This window comes from Arthrobacter sp. HLT1-20 (assembly GCF_054510895.1).
On the sequence record NZ_JBTNDR010000014.1, the window covers coordinates 49,855 to 71,544 of the forward strand.

Annotated in this window: 24 protein-coding genes; 17 read left to right on the top strand and 7 right to left on the bottom strand. The window is 64.1% G+C overall.

The features are described from left to right. The first annotated feature begins 254 nt into the window (after positions 1–254). Both ACX80Q_RS09540 and ACX80Q_RS09545 read left to right on the top strand, forming a co-directional pair. Positions 255–2,495, top strand: a complete 2,241-nt coding sequence (locus ACX80Q_RS09540) for a polyribonucleotide nucleotidyltransferase (protein WP_459330294.1) — start codon at positions 255–257, stop codon at positions 2,493–2,495. 3 nt (positions 2,496–2,498) lie between these two features. Then, the gene (locus ACX80Q_RS09545; RefSeq protein WP_459330295.1) at positions 2,499–3,857 is read left to right on the top strand and encodes a M16 family metallopeptidase; all 1,359 of its coding nucleotides are present in this window, start codon (positions 2,499–2,501) and stop codon (positions 3,855–3,857) included. Between the two features lie 83 nt (positions 3,858–3,940). Here ACX80Q_RS09545 and ACX80Q_RS09550 read toward each other — a convergent pair whose 3' ends face one another. Continuing rightward, positions 3,941–4,909 carry an AraC family transcriptional regulator gene (locus ACX80Q_RS09550; RefSeq protein WP_459330296.1) on the bottom strand — a complete coding sequence of 323 codons (969 nt, stop codon included), beginning with the start codon at positions 4,907–4,909 and terminating at the stop codon, positions 3,941–3,943. A gap of 80 nt (positions 4,910–4,989) precedes the next feature. Between ACX80Q_RS09550 and ACX80Q_RS09555 the strand changes: the two genes are divergently transcribed. Both ACX80Q_RS09555 and ACX80Q_RS09560 read left to right on the top strand, forming a co-directional pair. Further along, on the top strand, positions 4,990–5,760 hold the full coding sequence (locus ACX80Q_RS09555; RefSeq protein WP_459330297.1) for an SDR family oxidoreductase: 771 nt from the start codon (positions 4,990–4,992) through the stop codon (positions 5,758–5,760). Then, positions 5,757–6,242, top strand: a complete 486-nt coding sequence (locus ACX80Q_RS09560; protein ID WP_459330298.1) for an anthrone oxygenase family protein — start codon at positions 5,757–5,759, stop codon at positions 6,240–6,242. Before ACX80Q_RS09555 ends, ACX80Q_RS09560 begins: the two co-directional genes overlap by 4 nt. Before the next feature lie 30 nt (positions 6,243–6,272). Here the strand turns inward: ACX80Q_RS09560 and ACX80Q_RS09565 are convergent, their stop codons facing one another. Beyond that, positions 6,273–7,241, bottom strand: coding sequence for a helix-turn-helix transcriptional regulator (locus ACX80Q_RS09565; protein WP_459330299.1), 969 nt, complete (start codon positions 7,239–7,241; stop codon positions 6,273–6,275). A gap of 61 nt (positions 7,242–7,302) precedes the next feature. Here ACX80Q_RS09565 and ACX80Q_RS09570 point away from each other — a divergent pair, with 61 nt between their 5' ends. From ACX80Q_RS09570 to ACX80Q_RS09585, 4 genes are all read left to right on the top strand, one after another. After that, a complete protein-coding gene (locus ACX80Q_RS09570; protein ID WP_459330300.1) occupies positions 7,303–8,337 on the top strand; it encodes an ABC transporter ATP-binding protein in 1,035 nt (344 codons plus the stop codon). Continuing rightward, positions 8,334–9,125 carry an ABC transporter permease gene (locus tag ACX80Q_RS09575; RefSeq protein ID WP_459330301.1) on the top strand — a complete coding sequence of 264 codons (792 nt, stop codon included), beginning with the start codon at positions 8,334–8,336 and terminating at the stop codon, positions 9,123–9,125. The genes ACX80Q_RS09570 and ACX80Q_RS09575 overlap by 4 nt, the downstream gene beginning before the upstream one ends. 243 nt (positions 9,126–9,368) lie before the next feature. After that, entirely contained in the window at positions 9,369–9,905 is a 537-nt protein-coding gene (locus tag ACX80Q_RS09580) for a hypothetical protein (protein WP_459330302.1), read from the top strand. Continuing rightward, positions 9,902–10,645, top strand: a complete 744-nt coding sequence (locus tag ACX80Q_RS09585; protein WP_459330303.1) for a DNA alkylation repair protein — start codon at positions 9,902–9,904, stop codon at positions 10,643–10,645. The genes ACX80Q_RS09580 and ACX80Q_RS09585 overlap by 4 nt, the downstream gene beginning before the upstream one ends. Positions 10,646–10,695: 50 nt before the next feature. Here ACX80Q_RS09585 and ACX80Q_RS09590 read toward each other — a convergent pair whose 3' ends face one another. The 4 genes from ACX80Q_RS09590 to moaA all read right to left on the bottom strand — a co-directional run bounded on the left by ACX80Q_RS09590 (position 10,696) and on the right by moaA (position 12,948). Beyond that, positions 10,696–10,851 carry a hypothetical protein gene (locus ACX80Q_RS09590; protein ID WP_459330304.1) on the bottom strand — a complete coding sequence of 52 codons (156 nt, stop codon included), beginning with the start codon at positions 10,849–10,851 and terminating at the stop codon, positions 10,696–10,698. Positions 10,852–11,028: 177 nt separating this feature from the next. Then, positions 11,029–11,214, bottom strand: coding sequence for a hypothetical protein (locus tag ACX80Q_RS09595; RefSeq protein WP_459330305.1), 186 nt, complete (start codon positions 11,212–11,214; stop codon positions 11,029–11,031). 340 nt (positions 11,215–11,554) lie between these two features. Next, positions 11,555–11,836: a MoaD/ThiS family protein gene (locus ACX80Q_RS09600; protein WP_459330306.1), complete on the bottom strand. Its 282-nt coding sequence runs from the start codon at positions 11,834–11,836 to the stop codon at positions 11,555–11,557. 2 nt (positions 11,837–11,838) lie between these two features. Continuing rightward, positions 11,839–12,948: a GTP 3',8-cyclase MoaA gene (gene moaA, locus ACX80Q_RS09605; protein WP_459330307.1), complete on the bottom strand. Its 1,110-nt coding sequence runs from the start codon at positions 12,946–12,948 to the stop codon at positions 11,839–11,841. Between the two features lie 105 nt (positions 12,949–13,053). On the opposite strand from moaA, the gene ACX80Q_RS09610 reads away from it, so the two are divergent. From ACX80Q_RS09610 to ACX80Q_RS09640, 7 genes are read left to right on the top strand one after another with little or no spacing between them, the layout of a single operon-like run. After that, positions 13,054–14,373, top strand: a complete 1,320-nt coding sequence (locus ACX80Q_RS09610) for a molybdopterin molybdotransferase MoeA (protein ID WP_459330308.1) — start codon at positions 13,054–13,056, stop codon at positions 14,371–14,373. Further along, the gene (gene moaC / locus ACX80Q_RS09615; RefSeq protein WP_459330309.1) at positions 14,370–14,897 is read left to right on the top strand and encodes a cyclic pyranopterin monophosphate synthase MoaC; all 528 of its coding nucleotides are present in this window, start codon (positions 14,370–14,372) and stop codon (positions 14,895–14,897) included. The genes ACX80Q_RS09610 and moaC overlap by 4 nt, the downstream gene beginning before the upstream one ends. After that, positions 14,894–15,394, top strand: coding sequence for a MogA/MoaB family molybdenum cofactor biosynthesis protein (locus tag ACX80Q_RS09620; RefSeq protein WP_459330310.1), 501 nt, complete (start codon positions 14,894–14,896; stop codon positions 15,392–15,394). Before moaC ends, ACX80Q_RS09620 begins: the two co-directional genes overlap by 4 nt. After that, complete coding sequence (locus tag ACX80Q_RS09625; protein WP_459330311.1) at positions 15,384–15,863, top strand: molybdenum cofactor biosynthesis protein MoaE; 480 nt, start codon at positions 15,384–15,386, stop codon at positions 15,861–15,863. The genes ACX80Q_RS09620 and ACX80Q_RS09625 overlap by 11 nt, the downstream gene beginning before the upstream one ends. A gap of 10 nt (positions 15,864–15,873) precedes the next feature. Then, positions 15,874–16,632, top strand: a complete 759-nt coding sequence (dapB, locus tag ACX80Q_RS09630; protein WP_459330312.1) for a 4-hydroxy-tetrahydrodipicolinate reductase — start codon at positions 15,874–15,876, stop codon at positions 16,630–16,632. Between the two features lie 19 nt (positions 16,633–16,651). Continuing rightward, positions 16,652–17,095, top strand: a complete 444-nt coding sequence (locus tag ACX80Q_RS09635) for a hypothetical protein (RefSeq protein WP_459330313.1) — start codon at positions 16,652–16,654, stop codon at positions 17,093–17,095. A 4-nt stretch (positions 17,096–17,099) separates the two neighbouring features. Further along, complete coding sequence (locus tag ACX80Q_RS09640) at positions 17,100–17,888, top strand: alpha/beta fold hydrolase (protein WP_459330314.1); 789 nt, start codon at positions 17,100–17,102, stop codon at positions 17,886–17,888. A gap of 108 nt (positions 17,889–17,996) precedes the next feature. Here the strand turns inward: ACX80Q_RS09640 and ACX80Q_RS09645 are convergent, their stop codons facing one another. Continuing rightward, entirely contained in the window at positions 17,997–18,851 is an 855-nt protein-coding gene (locus tag ACX80Q_RS09645; protein WP_459330315.1) for an SGNH/GDSL hydrolase family protein, read from the bottom strand. A gap of 100 nt (positions 18,852–18,951) precedes the next feature. On the opposite strand from ACX80Q_RS09645, the gene dapA reads away from it, so the two are divergent. Both dapA and ACX80Q_RS09655 read left to right on the top strand, forming a co-directional pair. Continuing rightward, the gene (gene dapA / locus ACX80Q_RS09650; RefSeq protein WP_459330316.1) at positions 18,952–19,857 is read left to right on the top strand and encodes a 4-hydroxy-tetrahydrodipicolinate synthase; all 906 of its coding nucleotides are present in this window, start codon (positions 18,952–18,954) and stop codon (positions 19,855–19,857) included. Positions 19,858–19,859: 2 nt separating this feature from the next. Beyond that, positions 19,860–21,551, top strand: coding sequence for a ribonuclease J (locus tag ACX80Q_RS09655; RefSeq protein ID WP_459330317.1), 1,692 nt, complete (start codon positions 19,860–19,862; stop codon positions 21,549–21,551). Positions 21,552–21,690: the final 139 nt, after the last annotated feature.

The following is a 21,690-nucleotide window of genomic DNA, read 5'->3' on the forward strand; positions in this document are numbered from 1 at the left end:
CTTTCATAGTGTTGACCGTGACCGCGGTTGCACGAAACTTGCACAAGTTGCCAACCGGACACCGCGCATTCGCGGTCCTCGGTAGTGGCCTCCGGGACGCAGCGAACATTCGCTGCACGCCCGTGGGCCTCGATCGAAGACCGGGTGTTGTACAGCCCTTCACAGCTTTATCCGGTGGAGTGTCTGGGATGGTTCCGGTTGGTTGCTTGAGACAAGTGTTTACAACACCTACACAGAAATGGAGGTGACTCTCTATGGAGGGTCCCGAGATTCAGTACGCAGAGGCCGTTATTGACAACGGCCGTTACGGCAAGCGCGTTATCCGCTTCGAAACCGGACGCCTTGCCCAGCAAGCCGCCGGCGCCGCAATGGTTTACATTGACGAAGACACCGTGTTGCTGTCCGCCACCACGGCTGGCAAGCACCCGCGTGAAGGCTTCGACTTCTTCCCGCTGACAGTTGATGTGGAAGAGCGCATGTACGCCGCTGGCCGCATCCCGGGCAGCTTCTTCCGCCGCGAAGGCCGCCCCTCAACGGAGGCCATCCTGGCCTGCCGTCTGATGGACCGCCCGTTGCGCCCGGCCTTCGTGAAGGGTCTGCGCAACGAAGTCCAGATCGTTGTCACGGTTCTGGCCATCAACCCGGACGTGCTGTACGACGTGGTAGCCATCAACGCTTCCTCCATGTCAACGCAGCTCTCCGGCTTGCCGTTCTCCGGCCCCATCGGTGGCGTTCGCGTTGCCTTGATCGACGACGGCCAGGGCCCCCAGTGGGTTGCCTTCCCGAAGCACTCCGAGCTGGAAAACGCCGTGTTCAACATGGTGGTTGCCGGCAAGGTTGCCGGTGACGACGTTGCCATCATGATGGTTGAAGCCGAAGCCACGGACAACTCCTGGAAGCTCATCAAGGAACAGGGCCACCAGGCCCCCACCGAAGAGATTGTTTCCGAGGGCTTGGAGGCTGCAAAGCCATTCATCAAGGCTCTCTGCGACGCTCAGGCAGACTTGGCCGCACGCGCCGCCAAGCCCACCGTTGAGTTCCCGGTCTTCCTGGACTACGAAGATGACGCGTACGCCGCCGTCGAGTCCGCCTCAGCTACCAAGCTGGCAGCCGTGTTCACCATCGCCGACAAGCAGGAGCGCGACAACGCCTCCGACGCCTTGAAGGATGAGACCATTGCCGCCTTGGCGTCCGACTTCGCAGGCCGCGAAAAGGAGCTCTCAGCTGCTTTCCGTTCCGTGACCAAGCACGTCATCCGCCAGCGCATCCTCACCGAGCAGATCCGCATCGACGGCCGTGGCCTGACGGACATCCGCCAGCTCACCGCCGAGGTTGAAGTTCTGCCCCGCGTGCACGGTTCGGCCATCTTCGAACGCGGCGAGACCCAGATCCTGGGTGTCACCACGTTGAACATGCTGAAGATGGAACAGCAAATTGACTCGTTGAGCCCCGTAACGCGCAAGCGCTACATGCACAACTACAACTTCCCGCCGTACTCCACCGGTGAAACCGGCCGCGTGGGCTCGCCCAAGCGCCGTGAAATCGGTCACGGTGCCCTGGCTGAGCGCGCACTCGTGCCCGTTCTGCCGACGCGTGAAGAATTCCCCTACGCCATCCGCCAGGTCTCCGAGGCACTGAGCTCCAACGGCTCAACCTCCATGGGTTCCGTTTGTGCATCGACCCTGTCGCTGCTCAACGCTGGTGTGCCGTTGAAGGCACCCGTTGCTGGTATTGCCATGGGCTTGGTCTCCGACCAGGTTGACGGTCAGACCCGCTACGCTGCCCTGACCGATATCCTCGGCGCCGAAGATGCTTTCGGCGACATGGACTTCAAGGTTGCAGGTACCGCAGAGTTCGTCACAGCCATCCAGCTGGACACCAAGCTCGACGGCATCCCGGCCTCCGTTTTGGCTGCCGCCCTGAAGCAGGCTCGCGAAGCCCGCTTGCACATCCTCAGCGTTCTGACCAGCGCTATTGACGTTCCGGACGAGCTCTCCGAGTTCGCTCCCCGCGTCATCGCCGTAAAGATCCCCGTGGATAAGATCGGCGAGGTCATCGGCCCGAAGGGCAAGATGATCAACCAGATCCAGGAAGACACCGGCGCTGACATCTCCATTGAAGATGACGGCACGGTTTACATCGGTGCAACGAACGGTCCGTCAGCTGACGCCGCTCGTTCAGCGATCAACGCCATCGCCAACCCTCAGATTCCTGAGATCGGCGAGCGTTACCTGGGCACAGTTGTCAAGACCACCACGTTCGGCGCGTTCATTTCGCTCACGCCGGGCAAGGATGGTCTGCTGCACATCTCCGAGCTGCGCAAGCTGGCCAATGGCAAGCGCGTGGACAACGTTGATGATGTTGTTGCCGTGGGCCAGAAGATCCAGGTGGAAATCACCAAGATCGACGACCGTGGCAAGCTCTCCCTCTCACCGGTTGTTGCCGATGACGAGAACGCTGCTGAAGAAGCCGTTACCGAAGGTGCTGCTGAATAATTCATGGCGATAACCCTTTTGCCGCTGACAAGCGCTGCCGATGGCCTGGCCTCCGACAACTCAACACTGATTTCCGGCACGGCGGGAGGCGCAGTAGTGCGCCGCTCCGTCCTGCCCGGAGGTGTACGGGTACTGACCGAGGCCATGCCCGGACAGCGTAGTGCGACAATCGGGTTCTGGGTTGGTGTTGGCTCTCGGGATGAATCCGAGGGCCAACACGGCTCAACCCATTTCCTGGAACACCTGCTGTTCAAGGGAACCAAGCGCCGTACCGCCCTGGAAATTGCATCCGCCTTTGACGAGGTGGGCGGCGAATCCAACGCGGCCACGGCCAAGGAAAGCACCTGCTACTACGCACGGGTGCTGGACACCGACCTGCCCATGGCCATCGACGTCATCGCCGACATGGTCACCTCCGCCGTGATTGATCCGGCCGAGCTGGAGCAGGAACGCGACGTCATCCTGGAAGAAATCGCCATGGATGGCGATGACCCCACGGATGTTGCGCACGAAAAGTTTGTGGCAGCCGTGCTTGGCGGCCACGCCCTGGGACGCCCCATTGGCGGAACCCCGGAAGCCATCAAGGCTGTTCCGCGGGAATCCGTGTGGGAGCACTACCAAAAGCATTACCGCCCCGAAACCCTTGTCATCACGGCAGCGGGCGGCCTGGACCACGACACCGTCTGCACCCTGGTCCTGGACGCGCTGCGCACAGCCGGCTGGTCACTGGATGAGGGTGTTGCCCCGGCCCCGCGCCGCGCCAACACCGAAGTTGCCGTGTCCGGCACCGCCGGCCTGCACGTGGTCAACCGGGCGGTGGAACAGGCCAACATCATCCTGGGCTGCCCGTCGCTGCGGGCCACGGACTCACGCCGCTATGTCATGAGCGTGCTGAACTCCATCCTGGGTGGGGGCATGTCCTCGCGCCTCTTCCAGGAAATCCGCGAGAAGCGCGGCCTGGTGTACTCCACGTACTCCTTCGCCTCCTCGTACGCCGACACCGGCTACTTTGGCATGTACGCGGGCTGTTCCCCGGCCAAGGTGGGTCAAGTTATTGGCCTGCTGAGCGCGGAGCTGGAGAAGCTGGCCACCGACGGTGTTTCCGAGACTGAGCTGAAGAAGGCCCTGGGGCAACTCTCCGGCGGCATTGTGCTGGCCCTGGAAGACAGCGGTTCACGCATGTCACGCCTGGGCCGGGCCGAGATTGTCACCGGCGAATTCATGGACATTGACGAATCCCTTGACCGGATCCGCAAGGTCACGGCCGCCGAAGTGCAGGAGCTGGCTCGCGAACTCGCGGCCGCCCCGCGCACCATCACTGTGGTTGGCCCGTTCGAGGAAACCGAAACCTTCGGCCTCTAGTCCTTTCCAACTGACCCGCAGAAAACGGCGAAAAAACCCGGTTTGAGGGTGATTTTCGGCGTTTTCTGCGGGTCAGTTTTGCTTTAGGGAACGACGGCGTTCGTTGCGGCGTCAGCTCTCGCATAGGAGCGTTGCCGGTAACCCGTTGGGCTGAGGCCAAACCTTCTTTTGAAGGCCGCACTCAGGGCGAAGGGACTGCCATAGCCAACCTCGGCGGCGATCTGGGCGGTGGTCAGCTGAGGGTTTGCGAGCAGTTCGCTGGCAAGGAGCATGCGCCAGTTCGTCAGGTACGTCATGGGCGGTTCGCCCACAATGCTGCGGAATCGAGCGGCCAAGGTTCCCCTGGAGACGTTGAGCCGCTTGGATAGCGATTCCAGTGTCCAGCCCTGTGCCGGGGACTCATGGAACAGTGCGAGCGCCTGGGCCACGAGTGGATCGCGGCCACCGGCGAGCCAGCCACGTGCCGTGTGGGGATGGAGGTTCGCCCAGGCTCGGATCGTGTGAACGAGCAGCACATCCAGCAGTCGATCGATGGTGCTGCCCTGCCCCGGCGCATCGCTGGCGATTTCGCCCTCGAGGAAGCTGACAAGGGCCGGGTCAATCTCCTGGGCAGGGACGACGGCGACCCGTGGCAGCGCCGCTGTGACGGCGGAACTGACCTCGGCGTCGGTCTCATACGTGCCGATCAGCATCGTCGTCTCGCCTGCCGCCGTGTTTCCCCAGGTGCGTATCCCGCGTTTCATGCTGAGCTGGAGATCAGCCCCGGTGGGGGAGCTGCACAGCTGGCCCGGGTGAACTATCACGTCGGCTGCCCGAGCCAGATCGTCGGTCACAATGTACGGGTCGGGACCCCGCACCAGGGCCACGTCCCCTGCTTGCAATTCGAATCGTTCGCTGCCGGCTTTGAGCCACGCCCCAGTGCCCATCATGGCAACAATGGTGAGCGGTGCCTGGTCCCGGACATCGATGGACCAGTGGGGTGCCATGACCACACGGAGGGCAAAGGCGCGGCGCGCCCGGGGGCCGTCAAGGAGTTGTGTGAGCGGATCCATGCGGCCATTTTAGACGATTGCGTATTGAAATACACGTCTGAACTATTCAAAGCGCAATCCTGCTGCTGTTGACTGATGTCATGACTAATCAAAGAGTCCTTGCTGTTGGTGGTACCGGGCGTACCGGTTCACGCATTGTTCACCGTCTTGCCGAGCACGGCGTGCCCACCCGCGTCGCGTCGAGGCAGGGCGAGAGTCCGTTCGTTTGGGAAGACCGTGCAACGGGGGATGCCACCTTGAAGGGCGCGTCATCTGCTTATCTTGGCTACTCACCGGATCTCGCCTTCCCAGGCGTCGCGGACCTGGTGGCCGAGTTCGCCCAACGCGCCCGGGAGTTGGGCGTGAACCGCCTGGTGCTGCTGTCCGGGAGGGGCGAAGCGGGGGCCCAAGCCAGCGAACGGGCCGTGCAGGACGCGGCGGCCGAATGGGCCATTGTCCGCTCGCCGTGGTTCGCACAAAACGTCAGCGAACATATTCTGTTTGGCCCCGTTCTACGCGGGCGGCTGGTCCGGCCGGCCGGCGACGTCGTGGAACCGTTCATCGACCTCGAGGACCTGGCGGATCTGGCCACGGCTTCGCTCATCGACGTCGGCCACGCCAACACTGTCTATGAGGTGACCGGGACAAGGCCTTTGTTCATGCGTGATTTAGCGGAGGAGACCTCCGCAGCCACCGGGCGGAGCAACGACTACGCGCCCAGCACGGCCGAGGAGTTCATCGACGGTCGCAGTTCCTCGGCCACCACCGACCTGGAATCAGCGCTCGGCCAGCCTTCGCGGGACTTCACCGACTATGTACGTCGCGCCGCAGCGAGCAGCATCTGGCAAACAAGTGTCCAGGCCCAGACATGACAACCACGCTGCAGACAGTCGTGACCATCGCGGCGGCACTCGGTGCGGGAATCGCGGGAGGTGTCTACCTGGCCTTTCCCGCCCTGGTGCTGCCCGCACTACGCACCCTCCCCGCTCAAACGGCAGTTGCTGCTATGCAGCGGATCAACATCAGCGCTGTGCGACTGCCCTTCATGGTGGTCTTCTTCGGTGGTGCATCGGCCTCCGCAACAATCATCATCTCGGAACTTGTCTCCGGCGCTATCGCGGAGGAAGGTCCCGTTCGTATGGTGGGCGCGGGACTGGCTCTGGCCGCGGTTGGCATCACGATCGCGCGAAACGTTCCGCTCAACGATCAGCTGGCGCTCGTCCTGCCGGATTCACCCGATAACGTGGACCGGTGGCGTTCCTTCGACCGGAACTGGAGCACCGCCAATAATGTGCGAGCATTCGCCGCGATTGCTGCGAGCGTCACCCTGGCTGTGTCGCTCGGAACCACATGATGCCCGGCAACCCCGGTTCAATTCTGCTGCTCAATCCCGCGTTGCGTTCAGCATCCGCTCGGCAGCCTCGCGCAGGACCACTGTGGTCGCAACGTCTCCACGCACCTTGTACTGGATTCCTTCCGGTATCCATGCCAGTGACGACATGAGCTCCTGCGGGCTGCGGCCCCCTATGGGCCACGCCGTTTTGAATGCATCAACTGCTCGTGCTCCCTTGGCCCACGGTCCGAAGTACTCACGCATCCGCTCAATCGGCAGGTCCATCACCACTTCCGCTGTCACGGTGCTCAAAAGGGAGGAGACGGCTGCGGCGACGAACTCGGCAGCGTCGTCGGCCGGAAGCTCACGGGGCTCGAAGCGGACGCGAGTGGCGAAGAACCCCTCGAGCCGGTCAACTCGAAACGTCCGCCATGCTTCCCGGTGAAGATCCCAGGCCACCAGGAACCAGTGACGCTGGGCGGCAACCAGCGAATGCGGCTCGACGACGCGATCGGTCGCGGCTCCATTGGCCGCCACATAATGAAATCTGATGCGCTCCCGATCGCGACAAGCAAGGGCGAGTTGCCCCAGCACCTCTGGCGTCACGGCCGGCACATCCGGGTGCATCGGCTGCACGTGACCGGCAAGCGCGTTCACCCGTGACCTCAGTGCTGCCGGCAGTACCTGTTCGAGCTTGGCCAGCGCCGTCAGGGTGGTCAACGCTCCATCAGCGAGGCCCTGTGTGGCCGCCACTCGGAGGCCGATCGCCATGGTGACAGCCTCGTCATCGGTTAGCAGGAGCGGCGGAATCGAGGCTCCGGCCTCGAGGCGGTAGCCGCCATGGGTGCCCGGCGCCGACTCAATGCGGTATCCGAGTTCCCGCAGCCGCTCCACGTCGCGGCGTAGTGTTCGCCCGGTGATGCCCAGACGCTGCGCAAGGTCCGTTCCTGACCAATGCCGGTGGGTCTGCAGCAGGTTCAGAAGAGACAGCACCCGCGAGGTTGTAGTGGATTCTGACATGCTCCAAGACTAGTTTGAGTTGCGGACAGAAACAGTCCTCAAGCAAGAATAGCCTTGGCACATGAGAAACGACACCATCATCACAGCCCGCGGGCTGACCAAGCAATTCACGGTGAAGCGCGAACGCGTCGACGCCGTCACCGACCTGGACCTGGACGTTCAGCGCGGAGAACTCGTGGCCTTCCTTGGCCCCAACGGTGCGGGCAAATCAACCAGCCTGCGAATGCTCACCACGCTTCTCCCGCCCACCTCCGGCACCGCGTGTGTGGCAGGCTACGACGTTCGCAAGGAACCCAACGAGGTGCGCCGCCGCATCGGCTACATCGGTCAGGGCAACAGTGCCGGCCACTATCAGAGGGTGCGCGACGAGTTGCTCAGCCAGGGTGCCTTTTACGGAATGGGGCGCGCCCAGACCAGGCGACGGGCGGATGAACTGCTCGAATCCCTGGACCTCGCCCCGCTGGCCAAGCGTGGCGTGGTGAGCCTCAGTGGCGGGCAGAAGCGCCGTCTCGACATCGCGCTCGGGCTGCTGCACTCACCGGAACTGCTGTTTCTGGATGAGCCTTCGACGGGGCTCGACCCGCAAAGCCGAGAAAACCTGTGGCAACACATCCTGGACCTGCGCCGCACACATGGCACCACCATCTTCGTCACCACGCACTACCTCGATGAGGCTGACAGGTTCGCCGAACGCGTCATGGTCATGGACCACGGCCGGCTCATCGCCGATGACACTGCCTCCGGGTTGAAGACCACCCTCGCAGGCGATGTGATCACCCTCGGCTTCGCCAGTGGAGCCGATGCCCAGGCCGCCCGGCCCATCGCCGCCGCCGTGACCGGCGCGTCCGTCCTTGTCATCGGCCCGCAGCTTCAGATCACCCTCGATCACGGGGACCGGGTGCTTCCACGACTGCTCCGGGAACTCGACGCTGCAGGCGCGCCCGCGGCCACTGCGGGTCTCCGCCAGCCGACCCTCGACGACGTGTTTCTCGCCCTCACCGGGCGCAGCCTGCGCGACGACAGCGGAGCGAGCGAAACAACTGCCGGAAAGGCAGCCCACGAAGAATCAGCCCTGAAGGAAGAGGTATCGGCATGACCACCACAGCCACCAAAAGCACTGTGCACGTTCGGTCCAACGCGGTTCGCGACTCCTGGAATGTGCTGGTCCGCGAGCTGCGCCCCGTTGTTAGAGATCCCTTCTCGCTGATCTTCAGCCTGTTGCAGCCCCTTGTTTTTCTGGGGCTGTTCGGTCCGCTGCTGATTGGCGGCTCGGATGCCCCGGCCGGGGAGGTGTTGCAATGGTTCGTGCCGGGCATTCTTGTCATGATCGCCCTGTTCGGCACCGGTGTCACCGGCTCGAACCTGCTCATGGAAATGCAGACAGGATCACACGAACGAACGCTGGTGGCGCCGATCGCCCGTCCGGCACTGCTGATCGGGCGGGCGCTGAAAGAGATGGCCCCGATCATGGTGCAAGCCGGGGTGATCGCGCTGGCGACCATCCCGTTCGGCTTCTCGGTGAATCCGCTCGGCATGCTGCTGGGTCTGGTGCTGATCGCCATCTTCGGGATGGGGTTTGGTGCTCTGAGCTACACGCTCGCCCTGGTCAGCCGCAGCCGGGACTGGATGTTCTGGGCCGTACAGCAGGCGACCATCTTCCCGCTGATGATTCTCTCCGGCATGCTGCTGCCGCTGGAGAACGGCCCGCAGTGGATGCAGGTGGCTGCTGCCATCAACCCGATCAGCTATGTGGTTGCGGCCGAGCGGGCACTCTTCGCGGGCGAACTGAGTTCGCCGGATGTGCTGTGGGGTTTCCTTGCCGCAGCCGTGTTGGCTGCGATCGGCTTGGCTGTGGGTATTCGCTCGATCAAGCGCAGCAACTGAACGACGGGCACAGGGTTCGCCTGCTGGGCAGCTGTTTGAGTTGCGCGGGAACGTTCTGGCAAAAGAGTTCTTGACCCTCACACAGGGGCAGCGTATAAAACGTAAACATGGAATCGTTGAGCAGCCACGACTTGAGTGCAGAACCCCTGACCGCAGTGTCCTCTGCCGGGTGTGTTGCGGCGCCCGATTGCCCCGTGCCGGGGCGGTCATTGGGAGGTCATTGTGGGGAAAGGTAGCGTGGCCATGATGCGTGGTCACTTCGGCCGGGGCTACCTCGAGTATGGTTTGGATCTTGTTGCTTCGATCCGGGTTCCGGCGGCGTTCTGCAAGGCCTACGGGCTCAAGCCCACGGTGGGCCCGTTGGTGCGCAGGCTGGGCGACTACACGCCGGGGCTCGCTATCAAGTACGGCTGGTCCGCTGGCATCGATCCGACGATGGTGGCTGAGTCGTTCGGCGTGCAGGTCGCTGCGTACCTTGCAGCAGAGGAACCGCGTGGAACGCTCGAGGGTCTCGATTGCCTGAGGCCCGAATACTTCAGGCTGGCCGCCCCGGCTGGGCGGACGGCAACAGGCCTGCCGGTGGGTGTTCAGATACTGGGGCCCCGGCAGGAGGATGACACTGTCATCACCTTTGCTGAGCTGATGGCCGAGGTCAGTGGCGGCTGCCTCCCGCCACCGCTGCTGAGCTGGTTCGAATCGCCGCCGCTAATCCTTGAGGGCGTCAGCGAGCACACCCTAGTCGATCCCGCCGTCGTCAATCACTCAGGGCAATCATCGTGAGCAAGCAACGACCGGGTGAACTGGGTGCGGAGGCATTCATCGCGGAGCTCCGGCTTGTTGCCTCGAAGGCTGAACTGGAAAAGATCCAGCGCTACTTCAAAACCGGGGCCGGTGACTATGGCGAGGGGGACGAGTTCCTCGGTGTCCGCATGGGCCACGTGTTCGCCCTTGCCTCGCGTTATCAGGGAATGTCCCTGGACCAGCTCGAGGAACTGTTGGAGAGCCCGCTCCACGAGGCGCGGGCAGGGGCTGTCAAGATCATGGCCAAGCAGGCCGCCGATCAGTCTGCCACGGACCAGCTCAAGCAGGAGCTGTTCGAGTTGTACCTGCGACGCATTGACAGGATCAACAACTGGGACCTCGTTGACCTCGGCGCGTGGGATGTCATAGGCCGGTACCTCGCCGACAAGCCCCGCGGCGTGCTCGACGGGCTGGCACGCTCGGAGAATCTTTGGGAACGCCGCACTGCCATTCTGGCAACCTTGTACTTCCTGCGGCACGGTGAAGTTGATGACACACTGCGGCTTGCCGGGTTGCTCCTGAACGATGAAGCGGACCTGATCCACAAGGCTGTTGGGGGTGTGCTGCGGGAAGCGGGCCAGCGGGACCGCGAGCAGTTGCTGGCATTCCTCGATGTCAACGCAGCGGCCATGCCGCGGACCATGCTGCGCTACGCCGTCGAGCATCTGGATGTGCAGCAGCGGGCACACTACCGTGCGGTCCGCCCAGCGCCGGACTAGAGCCTCAGTCACGGCTCGAGGGGGCTGAACTCGGCTGCCCGCAGTTCGGGCTACCGTGTGGTGCCCCTGGTGCTGAGTTGGTCCAGGATCCTCGTTGTAGGTCCGCTGGCCAGGGTCGGGGATGCCGCTGCCGAGTTCCACACCTCATTGTGGGGCCTGGCCAGAAAGTCCTCGGCGGCACGGGCCGTGGTGAAGTCAAGATCCACCACAACATCATGGCTGTCCCCGATTGGCGCTGAGATCCTCCCGGCCACTACCCCGAGGTTGCCCTGTTCAACGGGTCTGCGTTGTAGGCGCCCTGCCACCTGCCTAGGTCCTTGAGGCCGTGTTCACTCTGGAGGGTAAACATTGGATTTTCTTCCTCTTGGTTCCAGGGCTCGAGCCTAGGGCTGAGGGTGCGCGCCCGCCATCCCACAATTCTGGGAGGAGCCGGTGGTGGCCACATCACAGGTGGATACTTGAGCCAGGGGAACAGACGGGGCGCTCACCAGAGCCTTGGAGCGGGCGGCTGCGCTGAAGTACTCGACGCCGGTCAACCGGTGAACAGCCCTGCCCACAGCTGCGCTCAAGGCCTTCTCTCTGCAGGGTGCCACGTCAGAGGATCCGGCCCGAAGCGCCCGGTGGGACGGAATCCTGCGCAGATACCGGGTGGGGGATGTCTGCCCCGTTGTGTTCGCTGACAAGTGGGGGACGTGGGCCTGGCTGGATCTGTGGCGCGGCTAGGACATGCCACCATGCACAGCAGGGGAGACTGGTTCCGGCGGAGGTGTTGAATGTGGCGGCGCAGCTGCTGGAACTGGCGGCAGCGGGCCTGGACACGGACGCCACGCACCGGACTGGCCGCATGCCCCCTTCCAACTACTGGCGGGCCGCATAAACCCCAACCGAGGGCCAGTGAGGCTTGGGGGATTAGCCGCCGGCGAAGGGCGGCAGGACGTCGACGACGTCGTCCGGCTTCAACTCCGTACCCAGGTCGCGGGTGGCCACCTCATTGAGCAGGTAGCTGCACCGGGTCAACAGTTCCGACAGTGGGGGAGTGTGGCTTGAGGCCGAGGCGGGAAAATTTGCCACCAACAGTTCCGACAAGTCCGCAAGGGTGAAGGGTTCGCTGCCAGCCAGTGTAGCCAGGTCAACGCCCTGCTCCTCAACTCCCGTGGCTGCCGCGGCTGCAGCAAAAAAGCGTACGTTCATGCTCATCCTCCAATGGCGCTCATGCTGCGGTCGGGTTGGACGAAGTCGGCGTCGCCCAGTCCGGGGTGGCCCATGCCGTGGGCCTTGGGTTTGGCCCACATGGCGTCCTGCCAGCGGGCGGCGACGGCTTCGTCGTCGGACGGGGAATCCCCTGCGCGCAGCAGCTCCAGCAGATCCACTTCGGTGCGGGAGAACAGGCAGCTCATGACCTTGCCTTCGGCGGTGATGCGGGTGCGGCGGCAGTCGGCGCAGAAGGGTTCGGTGACGGAGGCGATGATGCCAACAGTGCCCAGCAGCTCCGTGGAGTCATGGTGCCGGACCTCGAAGCGCTCGGCGGGTGCGCCGTCGCGGGCCCGCGGATCCGGGGTGAGGTCAAAGTCGGGGGCCAGCAGCCCCCGGATTTCAGCGGCGGTGATCATGCCATCGCGGGTCCAGCCGTGATCGGCGTCGAGCGGCATTTGTTCAATGAAGCGGAGTTCGTAGCCGCGCTCAAGGCTCCACTGCAACAATTCCGCGGCGTGCGCCTCATTGACGCCGCGCAGCAACACCGCGTTGATCTTGATGGGGGTCATGCCGGCTGCCGAAGCAGCCTCAATCCCGGCCTTCACCTGGTCCAGGAAGGGCCTGCGCGTCAGCTGCAGGAACGCGTCGTGGTGCAGCGTGTCCATGGAAACGTTGAGCCGCGTCAGCCCGGCGTCGGCCAGGGCCTGCGCCTTCTTCGCCAAACCCACGCCGTTGGTGGTCAACGAAATGGGCAGTGCTGGATGGTTCGCGCGCAGGGCAGCAATGATCTCCACCAGGTCCGCCCGCACCAGCGGCTCGCCGCCCGTGAGCCGCAGCTCGCGCACGCCCAGGTGATTCACGCCCAATCCCACCAGCCTGACAATCTCGGCCGCGGTGAGGAGCTTGTCCTTTTTCAACCATTCCAGGCCGGCCTCGGGCATGCAGTAGGTGCAGCGCAGATTACATTTGTCTGTCAGCGACAGGCGCATGTCCGTGGCCACGCGGCCAAACTGATCCAGCAGGCCGGAATCCAGTCCGCCCACACGCGGGCGGCCGGCGGGGGCCTGGCGGACCTCCGGAATCCCCAGTGCAACGCGTTCTGTGTCCATGTCTCAACGCTACGCCATTATTGGCCCAAGGGATCCCTGTTCGCTGTGCGGCTAACCTAGGATTGAGCCAACGAGCGCCGCAGGGCGCCTTTTACGGAGGATGCAATGCGAAGAACTGTCGCCGAACACCAAAGCGCCGTCGTGGAGACCCTGCGCCTTAGCTGGAGTCAACTGAACGGCTCGGTGATGGCCGACGGCGGTTCCCACGAGCCGCTGATGGCCGGGCTGGGGCGTGTGCTCGCCGCCGATCTGGTGGCCCCTTTGGACCTGCCGCCGTTTGCGAATTCACAGATGGATGGATATGCCATCGGGGTTGAGACGCGGCAACCCACAGACGTTGATTCGGCGCAATCAACCGATTTCCGCGTAGCTGCCACCATCCCAGCGGGTGTGGTTCCCGCGGCCCTGGGCGCCGGTGTGGCCGCCCCGATCATGACCGGTGCCATGGTGCCGGAGGGCGCCAACGCCGTGGTCCCCGTGGAACGGGCTGTGCCGGCCGCGTTCCTGTCGGAGGGAGACGTGGTGGAGTTGCCGGTTCCGCCGGCTGGCACCTTTGTCAGGGCTCAGGGCAGCGATGTGCGCCGGGGCAGTGTTGTGATCCCCGCCGGCACCCTGCTGAACGCTGCCCATCTGGGCCTGGCAGCGGCCTTGGGGTGCAGCACCCTCCCCTTGAGACGCCAGGTGCGGGTTCTCTTGCTGACAACGGGGGATGAGATCCTGGCACCCACAGGCAACCCCGAGGCGCTGCCCGCGGGCATGATCTTTGATGCCAATGAAACACTCCTGCGGGCCAGCCTGGCCCAGGCCTCGGTGGAGGTGGTCGACGCCGTCATTGTCCGGGATGATCCTGCGGCCCTGCTGCAGCTTCTGGACAGCCATGTTGGTGACGTGCCGGCCACGGACGGGGCAGGTGCGTCACGCTACGATCTGGTCCTTTCCGTGGGCGGAATCAGCGCCGGTGCCTTTGAAGTGGTGCGGCAGGCCCTGGGTGCCGCCTCAGCTGGTGCGGAATCCAACGCCGCCATGGAATTTGTTGCTGTGGGGTTGCAGCCCGGCGGCCCCCAGGCGTTGGGGACGTACAGGGGAGTGCCTTTCCTGGGCTTCCCGGGCAACCCCGTCAGTGCGTTTGTCTCCTTTGAACTTTTCCTGCGTCCGGCACTGTTCAGCCTGTTGGGAGCCCCGGCGCCACGCCAGCGCGTGGTGGCGGCCCTGGAACACGGCATCAGTTCGCCACCCGGCAAGCACCAGGTTCGGCGCGGTGTCTACTCCGGCCCGGAATTCGAATCGGCACCATCGGTGCGTGAGGTGGGCGGTGAGTCCTCGCATTTGCTGGGCTCCCTGGCCCAGGCCGACGCCTTGATTCATATCCCGGCCGGCGTCACCGAATTGCACCCCGGGGCAAAAGTGGAAGTATGGCTGTTGTGACTTCTTCTGAACAACCAAGCCTCACCCATTTACGCCAGGACGGCACAGCCCAGATGGTGGACGTTTCCGCCAAGGCCGTGACCACCCGCCAGGCCACGGCCACGGGCACCGTAACAACCACGGCTGCCGTGATGGAGCTCCTGGGCTCCGGCGGGCTCCCCAAGGGCGACGCCCTGGCCGTGGCCCGGGTGGCCGGCATCATGGGCGCCAAGAAGACCCCCGAGCTGATTCCCCTGTGCCACCCGCTGCCCATTTCCAAGGTCACGGTTGATTTTGAGCTCAGCGCCACAGCTGTGACGGTGCTGGCCACTGTGAAGACCCGCGGTGTGACGGGCGTGGAGATGGAAGCGTTGACGGCGGTCTCCGTGGCCGCACTGAGCGTGTACGACATGATCAAGGCCGTGGACAAGCACGCTGTCATCGCCAACATCCAGGTGCTGGCCAAAAGCGGCGGCAAAAGCGGCGACTGGGTGGCGGAAGCGGCCGTGGACAGTGCGAGTAAAGAAGCAGAGGGCAACGCATGAGCGCCTGCGAGCCAGGAACAACCTTGGGCGCGGCAGCTGTCATCATCGCCTCAACCCGGGCAGCCCTGGGCGTCTACCCGGACACCACCGGGCCCATCATCGCCGACTGGCTGGGTGAGCACGGCTTTGCGGCCATGCCCGCCCTGGTGGTGCCCGACGGCGCCCCCGTGGGAGCCGCGCTGCGGGCAGTGCTGACGCAACGTCCCGCCGTCGTCATTACCAGCGGCGGCACAGGACTCAGCCACGACGACCAAACACCCGAAATGACCCTCCCGCTGCTGGACCGGGAAATCCCCGGGATCATGGAGGCCATCCGCGCCGCGGGACTGGCCAAGACGCCCATGGCTGCCCTGAGCCGCGGGCACGCGGGCCTTGCCGGGCACACGTTGATAGTAAATTTGCCCGGCTCCCCGTCCGGGGTCATGGACGGACTCGCCGTGCTGGATCCCATCATCAAGCACCTCTGCGAACAGGTCGCAGGACACCATGGCCACTAACGTCGAGGTGGTCTCGGCCCAGTTGAGCGCCAGCCCCATCTCGGTTGACGCGGCCATCGCGGCCGTGGAATCCGAGGCAGCAGGGGCAGTTGTCACTTTCAGCGGGGTGGTGCGCAACCACGACGGCGGCAAGGACGTCACGCGCCTGAGCTACAGTGCCCACCCGCTCGCCCTGGGTGTGCTCAACGATGTGGTCCAGTCCGTGGCGCAGTCCACGGCGGACCCGGACGGCCACCCGGTGCGGGTCTGGGTGGCGCACAGGGTGGGCGCGCTGAACATTGGCGACCCCGCACTGGTGTGCGCCGTGGCCTCATCGCACCGGGCCGAGGCGTTTGAGCTGTGCTCAGCCCTCGTGGAGCGCATCAAGGCCGAGGTGCCCATTTGGAAGGAACAGTTCTTCAGCGACGGTTCTGTGGAGTGGGTGGGGGCCGGAAACGTCCCGGATCAGGGCCCGCCAGAAAACCAGTAGGCTTAAACCCATGAGTGAAATGCTGAAGGTGGCCGTGCTCGGTGCCAAGGGACGAATGGGAACGGCCGCCGTGGCGGCCATCAATGCGGCACAGGACATGGAACTGGTGGCCGCCCTGGGCCGGGCCGATTCCCTGGATGTGCTGCTGGAATCCGGCGCACAGGTGATTGTCGACCTGACAGTTCCGGACTCCACAGAGGCCAACATCCACTTTGCCGTGGCGCATGGCATCCATGCCGTGGTGGGAACCACCGGTTGGGACGCTGCCCGGCTGGCGTCGCTCTCTCAGCTGCTGGCCCAGCACCCCGAAACCGGTGTCCTGATTGCCCCCAACTTTGCTCTGGGCTCCGTGCTGGCAACCCGCTTTGCCGCCCAGGCCGCCCGCTACTTTGACTCCGTGGAGATCATTGAACTGCACCACCCCCGCAAGGTGGATGCGCCCTCCGGCACTGCCCTGCGCACTGCCCAGCTTGTGGCAGCGGCCCGCGCGGCGGCCGGAGTTGCTGATGCCCCGGATGCCACCGAAACCGAGCTTGACGGCGCCCGCGGGGCCTCCATTGACGGCATCCCGGTGCACAGCGTGCGCCTGGCCGGCCTGGTGGCGCACCAGGAAGTCCTCTTTGGCAGCCACGGCGAGGCGTTGACCATCCGCCACGACTCCTTCAACCACGAATCGTTCATGCCCGGCGTGCTGCTGGGTGTGCGCACAGTGGGCAGCCGGCCGGGCCTCACGGTGGGCCTTGACGGCTACATGGATTTGGACGGTTAGGACTGTGGCTGCGCTGAAAGTGTCTAAAACGAAAATCTGGGTAGCACTCATTTGCCTGCTGCTGGTCTTCTACATGGGAGTCATGGCCCAACGGGTTGTTTTCCTGTTGTCGGCCCCCGAACTCATTAGCAAGGTATTTGGTATTGCCTTGATCTTCATTGGATTCGTGGTGGCTTGGGCACTGATCAGCGAGATCCTGTTCGGTTCCCGCTCCGAACAGATGGCCAACATTCTGGAAGCCGAAGGTGGCTTGCCGGTGGATGATTTGCCCCGCACCCCGGGTGGCCGCATTGTTCGTGCGGCGGCAGATGCCGAATTTGAAAAGTACAAGGCGGAGGCCGAGGCCGCACCGGAGGACTGGCGGTCCTGGTTCAGGCTCTCCTGCGCCTACGACGCCTCAGGGGATAGGAAGCGTGCGCGCAAGGCCATGCGCGACGCCATCGTCTTGTTCCGCCAGCGCTAAGCCCATGGCCATCACAGTAAACCCCGCCGACGGCGTGGAGCTCGCCTACAACACGGCCGGGGAGGGGGTGCCCATCCTGCTGGTCCACGGCAGCGCCCTGAGCAAGGCCATCTGGCGTGGGTTTGGCTACACCAGGGCCCTGCGCGAGCGCTTCCAGGTCATCACCATGGACCTGCGCGGCCACGGCCTCAGCGGCAAACCCGCCATGCCCGCCGACTACGCCATGGACCTGCTCGTGGCCGACGCGCTGGCCGTGCTCGATGCCGCCGGGGCCCAACAGGCCCACTACGGGGGCTATTCGGTGGGTGCCCGGTTGGGTTTCTCCCTGGCCGTTGCCGCCCCGGAGCGCCTGCTGTCCCTGACCACTCTGGGCGGGACGTTCCGCATTCAACCGGGCAGCATTGGCCAGCTTTTCTTTGCCGAGTACGACGCCGCCCTTGCCTCAGGCGGCATGCCCGCCTTTGTGGCGGGCTGGGAAGCGCGAATGGGACGTCCGCTGGATACCCAAACCCGAGCAGCGTTCCTGGCCAATGATGCCCAGGCGTTGCTGGCATACTTCCGCCAGACCGAGGCGGACGCGCCGGTTCCGGAAGCGGATGTGGCAGCCATATCTGTGCCGGCCCTGCTCATGGCAGGCTCAGCCGATCCCGCCCGCGTGGCGGATTCGCGCCGGGCGGCGGAACTGATGTCCCAGGCCCGATTCGTTGAGTTGCCCGGCCGCAACCACGGCAGCACACTGGTTCCCGCTCAGCCGGTTCTTGACGAGTGGCTGCCCTTCCTGGAATCCTGCTAGCCGCCCGAAGACCCTATCGCAGCAATGGTCACTTTTTTGGCGACGCTATCGCAGTTCAGTGCGATAGCGTCCGCGAAAATCCAGCCATTGTTGCGATAGCGTCTGATGTCAGTCGGCCCCGGGCCGCAGCGGCGGTACTGCTGTGGGGGCCGAGCCGGGGGCCGGGCCGGGTGCCGGGTCCTCGCACGCGGCCAAAACGGCCGGGATCAGCGCCATCGACGCCGACCGGTAGCCCATGCTGGAGGGGTGGAAGCCGTCAATGGAAAACATGTCCCGCGGATCCGAGAGGAAGACCTGTCGCACTGCCCGCCCCAGCAGGACCGGGTGGGCGCCGGCTGCAGCCGCGGCCCTGAACTGGGCCGTTGCCAGCCGGCGGGACATTTGGCCGCCAAATTCACGCAACGGCGAAGGGAGTGAAGGAAGCGTGTCAAAGTCGGGGACGGTTCCCACCACCACCTGGCTGCCCAGGGCCTGCAGATTGGCGATGGCAAGCTCCAGGGATTTGATGGAATCGGAGAGGGGCACGTGATTTGTGAGGTCGTTTCCGCCCACAATGATCACAGTGACATCCGGCCCAAAACCGGCTGACAGCGTGGCAATCTGCCCCAGCACGGCAGACGTTTGGGCCCCCACTACGGCTATGGAGCGCAACTCCACTGCCCGGCCCGCATGATCGGCCAGGGCCAACGCCAAAATGGCGCCCACCGTGGCCTTGGGTGTGGTGGCGCCCAGACTGGCGGCCACGGAGTCGCCGGCAATGACCAGGCGCAACGGGTTCCCCAACTCGGGACGGTACACGGTGTCGGCGTCTGGACCATTATCGCCCAGGCGGTGCCCCACCGTCAGTTGGGCCGCGCGCCCCTCAGCCTTGAACAACAAGGCGATCCCGCCCACCGTTGCGGCGAGGCTGGCGGCCACGATGCCGCCAGCCACGGATGCTTTGCGCCACTGCGTGATTTCCATGCCGGATCCTCCTTGCAAGGAAGTATATTCCTGCTTCCACGTGTGCCAAGCAGTGAACAGCGTTGAACGAAAATGCCCAACAGCGGGTAACGTTTTAGCTATGTCTGTCTCTGATATCTCCCAGCGCCCCTTTGGAACCCTGGTGCCCGCAATGGTCACCCCTTTCACCGCCGACGGGGCAGTGGATTACAAGGCCGCGGGGGAGCTGGCCAACAAGCTGGTCGACGACGGCTGCGACGGCATCCTGGTCACCGGCACCACGGGTGAAACCTCCACCCTGACGGATGAAGAGAACCTGGGCATGTTCGCGGCCGTGATCGACGCCGTTGGCCACCGCGCCCGCGTCATTGCCGGCACCGGCACCAATGACACCCGCCACTCCATCAGCCTGTCCCAGCGCGCAGCCAAGCTGGACATTGACGGCCTGCTCATTGTGACTCCGTACTACAACAAGCCCAGCCAGGCCGGCATCCAAGCCCACTTTGAGGCCATCGCCAACTCCACCGACCTCCCCGTGATGCTGTACGACATTCCCGGCCGTGCAGGGGTGCCCATCCACACGGAAACCATCATCCGCCTGGCCGACCACCCGCGCATCACAGCGCTTAAGGACGCCAAGGCCGATTTCACCGAGACCAGCCGCGTGCTGGCCAACACGGACCTTGACGTTTACTCGGGCGACGACGGGCTGACGCTGCCGCTGATGGCCGCCGGCGCCGTCGGACTTGTCAGCGTGAGCGCCCACATTGCCCCGCAGCAGTTCCGCGCGCTGATTGACGCCGCAGAGGCAGGGGACTTTGTTACGGCACGCAAGATTCACTTTGAGCTGGATGCTGTCATTCGCGCCACCATGGGCCATGTGCAGGGCGCCGTGGCCGTCAAGCAAATTCTTAAGTGGCAGGGAATCCTGTCCAACTCGGTTGTCCGGTTGCCCCTGGTGGAGCCGGGCGAGGCCGAGATCGCCATGATCAAGGCTGACCTTGCGGAAGCTGGAATGGAATTCTAAACATGACTCAAATGACTGAGCCCGGACTGCGGACTCCGCCAGCCTTGGAGCCGGGGACGCTGCGGATTGTTCCGCTGGGCGGCATCGGCGAAATTGGCCGAAACATGACAGTCTTTGAAATGGACGGCAAACTGCTCATTGTTGACTGCGGCGTGCTCTTTCCCGAAGAGGACCAGCCCGGCGTCGACTTGATCCTGCCCGATTTCTCCTACATCGAGAACCGCCTGGACGACGTGGTGGGTGTGGTGCTCACCCACGGCCACGAGGACCATATTGGTGCTGTTCCGTACCTGCTGCGCCTGCGCAATGACATCCCCCTGATCGGCTCACAGCTGACCTTGGCGTTCATTGAAGCCAAGCTGACGGAGCACAGGATCAAGCCGTGGACCCTGACCGTCAAGGAGGAGCAGGTTGAGCAGCTGGGCCCGTTCCAGTGCGAGTTCATTGCCGTCAACCACTCCATCCCGGACGCCCTGGCCGTGTTCATCCGCACCGCTGGCGGCTCCGTGCTGCACACGGGCGACTTCAAGATGGACCAGCTGCCGCTGGATGGCCGCACCACTGACCTGCGCCACTTTGCCCGCTTGGGTGAGGAAGGCGTTGACCTGTTCCTGGTTGACTCCACCAATGCCGACGTCCCCGGCTTCACCACCAGCGAAGCCGAGATTGGGCCCACCCTTGAGGGTTTGTTTGGCAAGGCCAACAGGCGCATCATCGTAGCCAGCTTCTCCTCCCACGTGCACCGCGTCCAGCAGGTTCTCAACGCCGCCGTGGCGCACGACCGCAAGGTGGCCTTCGTGGGCCGCTCCATGGTTCGCAACATGGCCATCGCCGCCAAGCTGGGCTACCTGCACGTGCCCGCCGACGTCCTGGTGGACCTGAAGAACGTTGACAACTTGCCGGACAACAAGGTGGTCCTGATGTCCACCGGCTCCCAGGGCGAGCCCATGGCTGCGCTGTCCCGCATGGCCAACGGCGACCACAAGATTGCCGTGGGCAAGGGCGACACCGTCATCCTGGCCTCCTCCCTGATTCCGGGCAATGAGAACGCCGTGTTCCGGATCATCAACGGGCTCCTCAAGCGTGGTGCCGACGTCATCCACAAGGGCACGGCCAAGGTCCACGTTTCCGGCCATGCAGCCGCGGGCGAGTTGCTCTACTGCTACAACATCCTGACGCCCAAGAACGTCATGCCGGTGCACGGTGAAACCCGCCACCTGATCGCCAACGCCAACATCGCCATCGCCTCGGGCGTGCCGGCGGAAAACGTGTTGCTGACAGATGACGGCTCGGTCATTGACCTAAAAGACGGCGTTGCCCAAATTGTTGGCCAGGTCGAATGCGGCTTTGTTTACGTTGACGGCCACAGCGTTGGCGAGATCACCGATGCCGACTTGAAGGATCGCCGCGTGCTGGGCGATGAGGGCTTCATTTCCATCATCACAGTGGTGAACCGGGCCACCGGCAAGATTGTGTCCGGTCCGGACATCCATGCCCGCGGTGTTGCCGAAGACGATTCCGTGTTTGATGACATCAAGCCCAGGATTGCCGAAGCCCTCGAGGCAGCCGTCATGGCCAACTCCGACCACACCACCCACCAGCTCCAGCAGGTGGTGCGCCGGGTGATCGGCACCTGGGTCAACCGCAAGCTGCGCCGCCGCCCCATGATCATCCCGGTGGTCCTGGAGGCGTAGCCCGCCCCAACTATGACGCAGTTGTTGCTGAAAACTGTCCCGTTTTTGGCAACAACTGCGTCATAGTTGGTTAAGGCCAGAGTTCTTGGGCCAGACGGCGGGTCCCGACTCGCCGTTGTGCTTGCCACCACGACTGTTT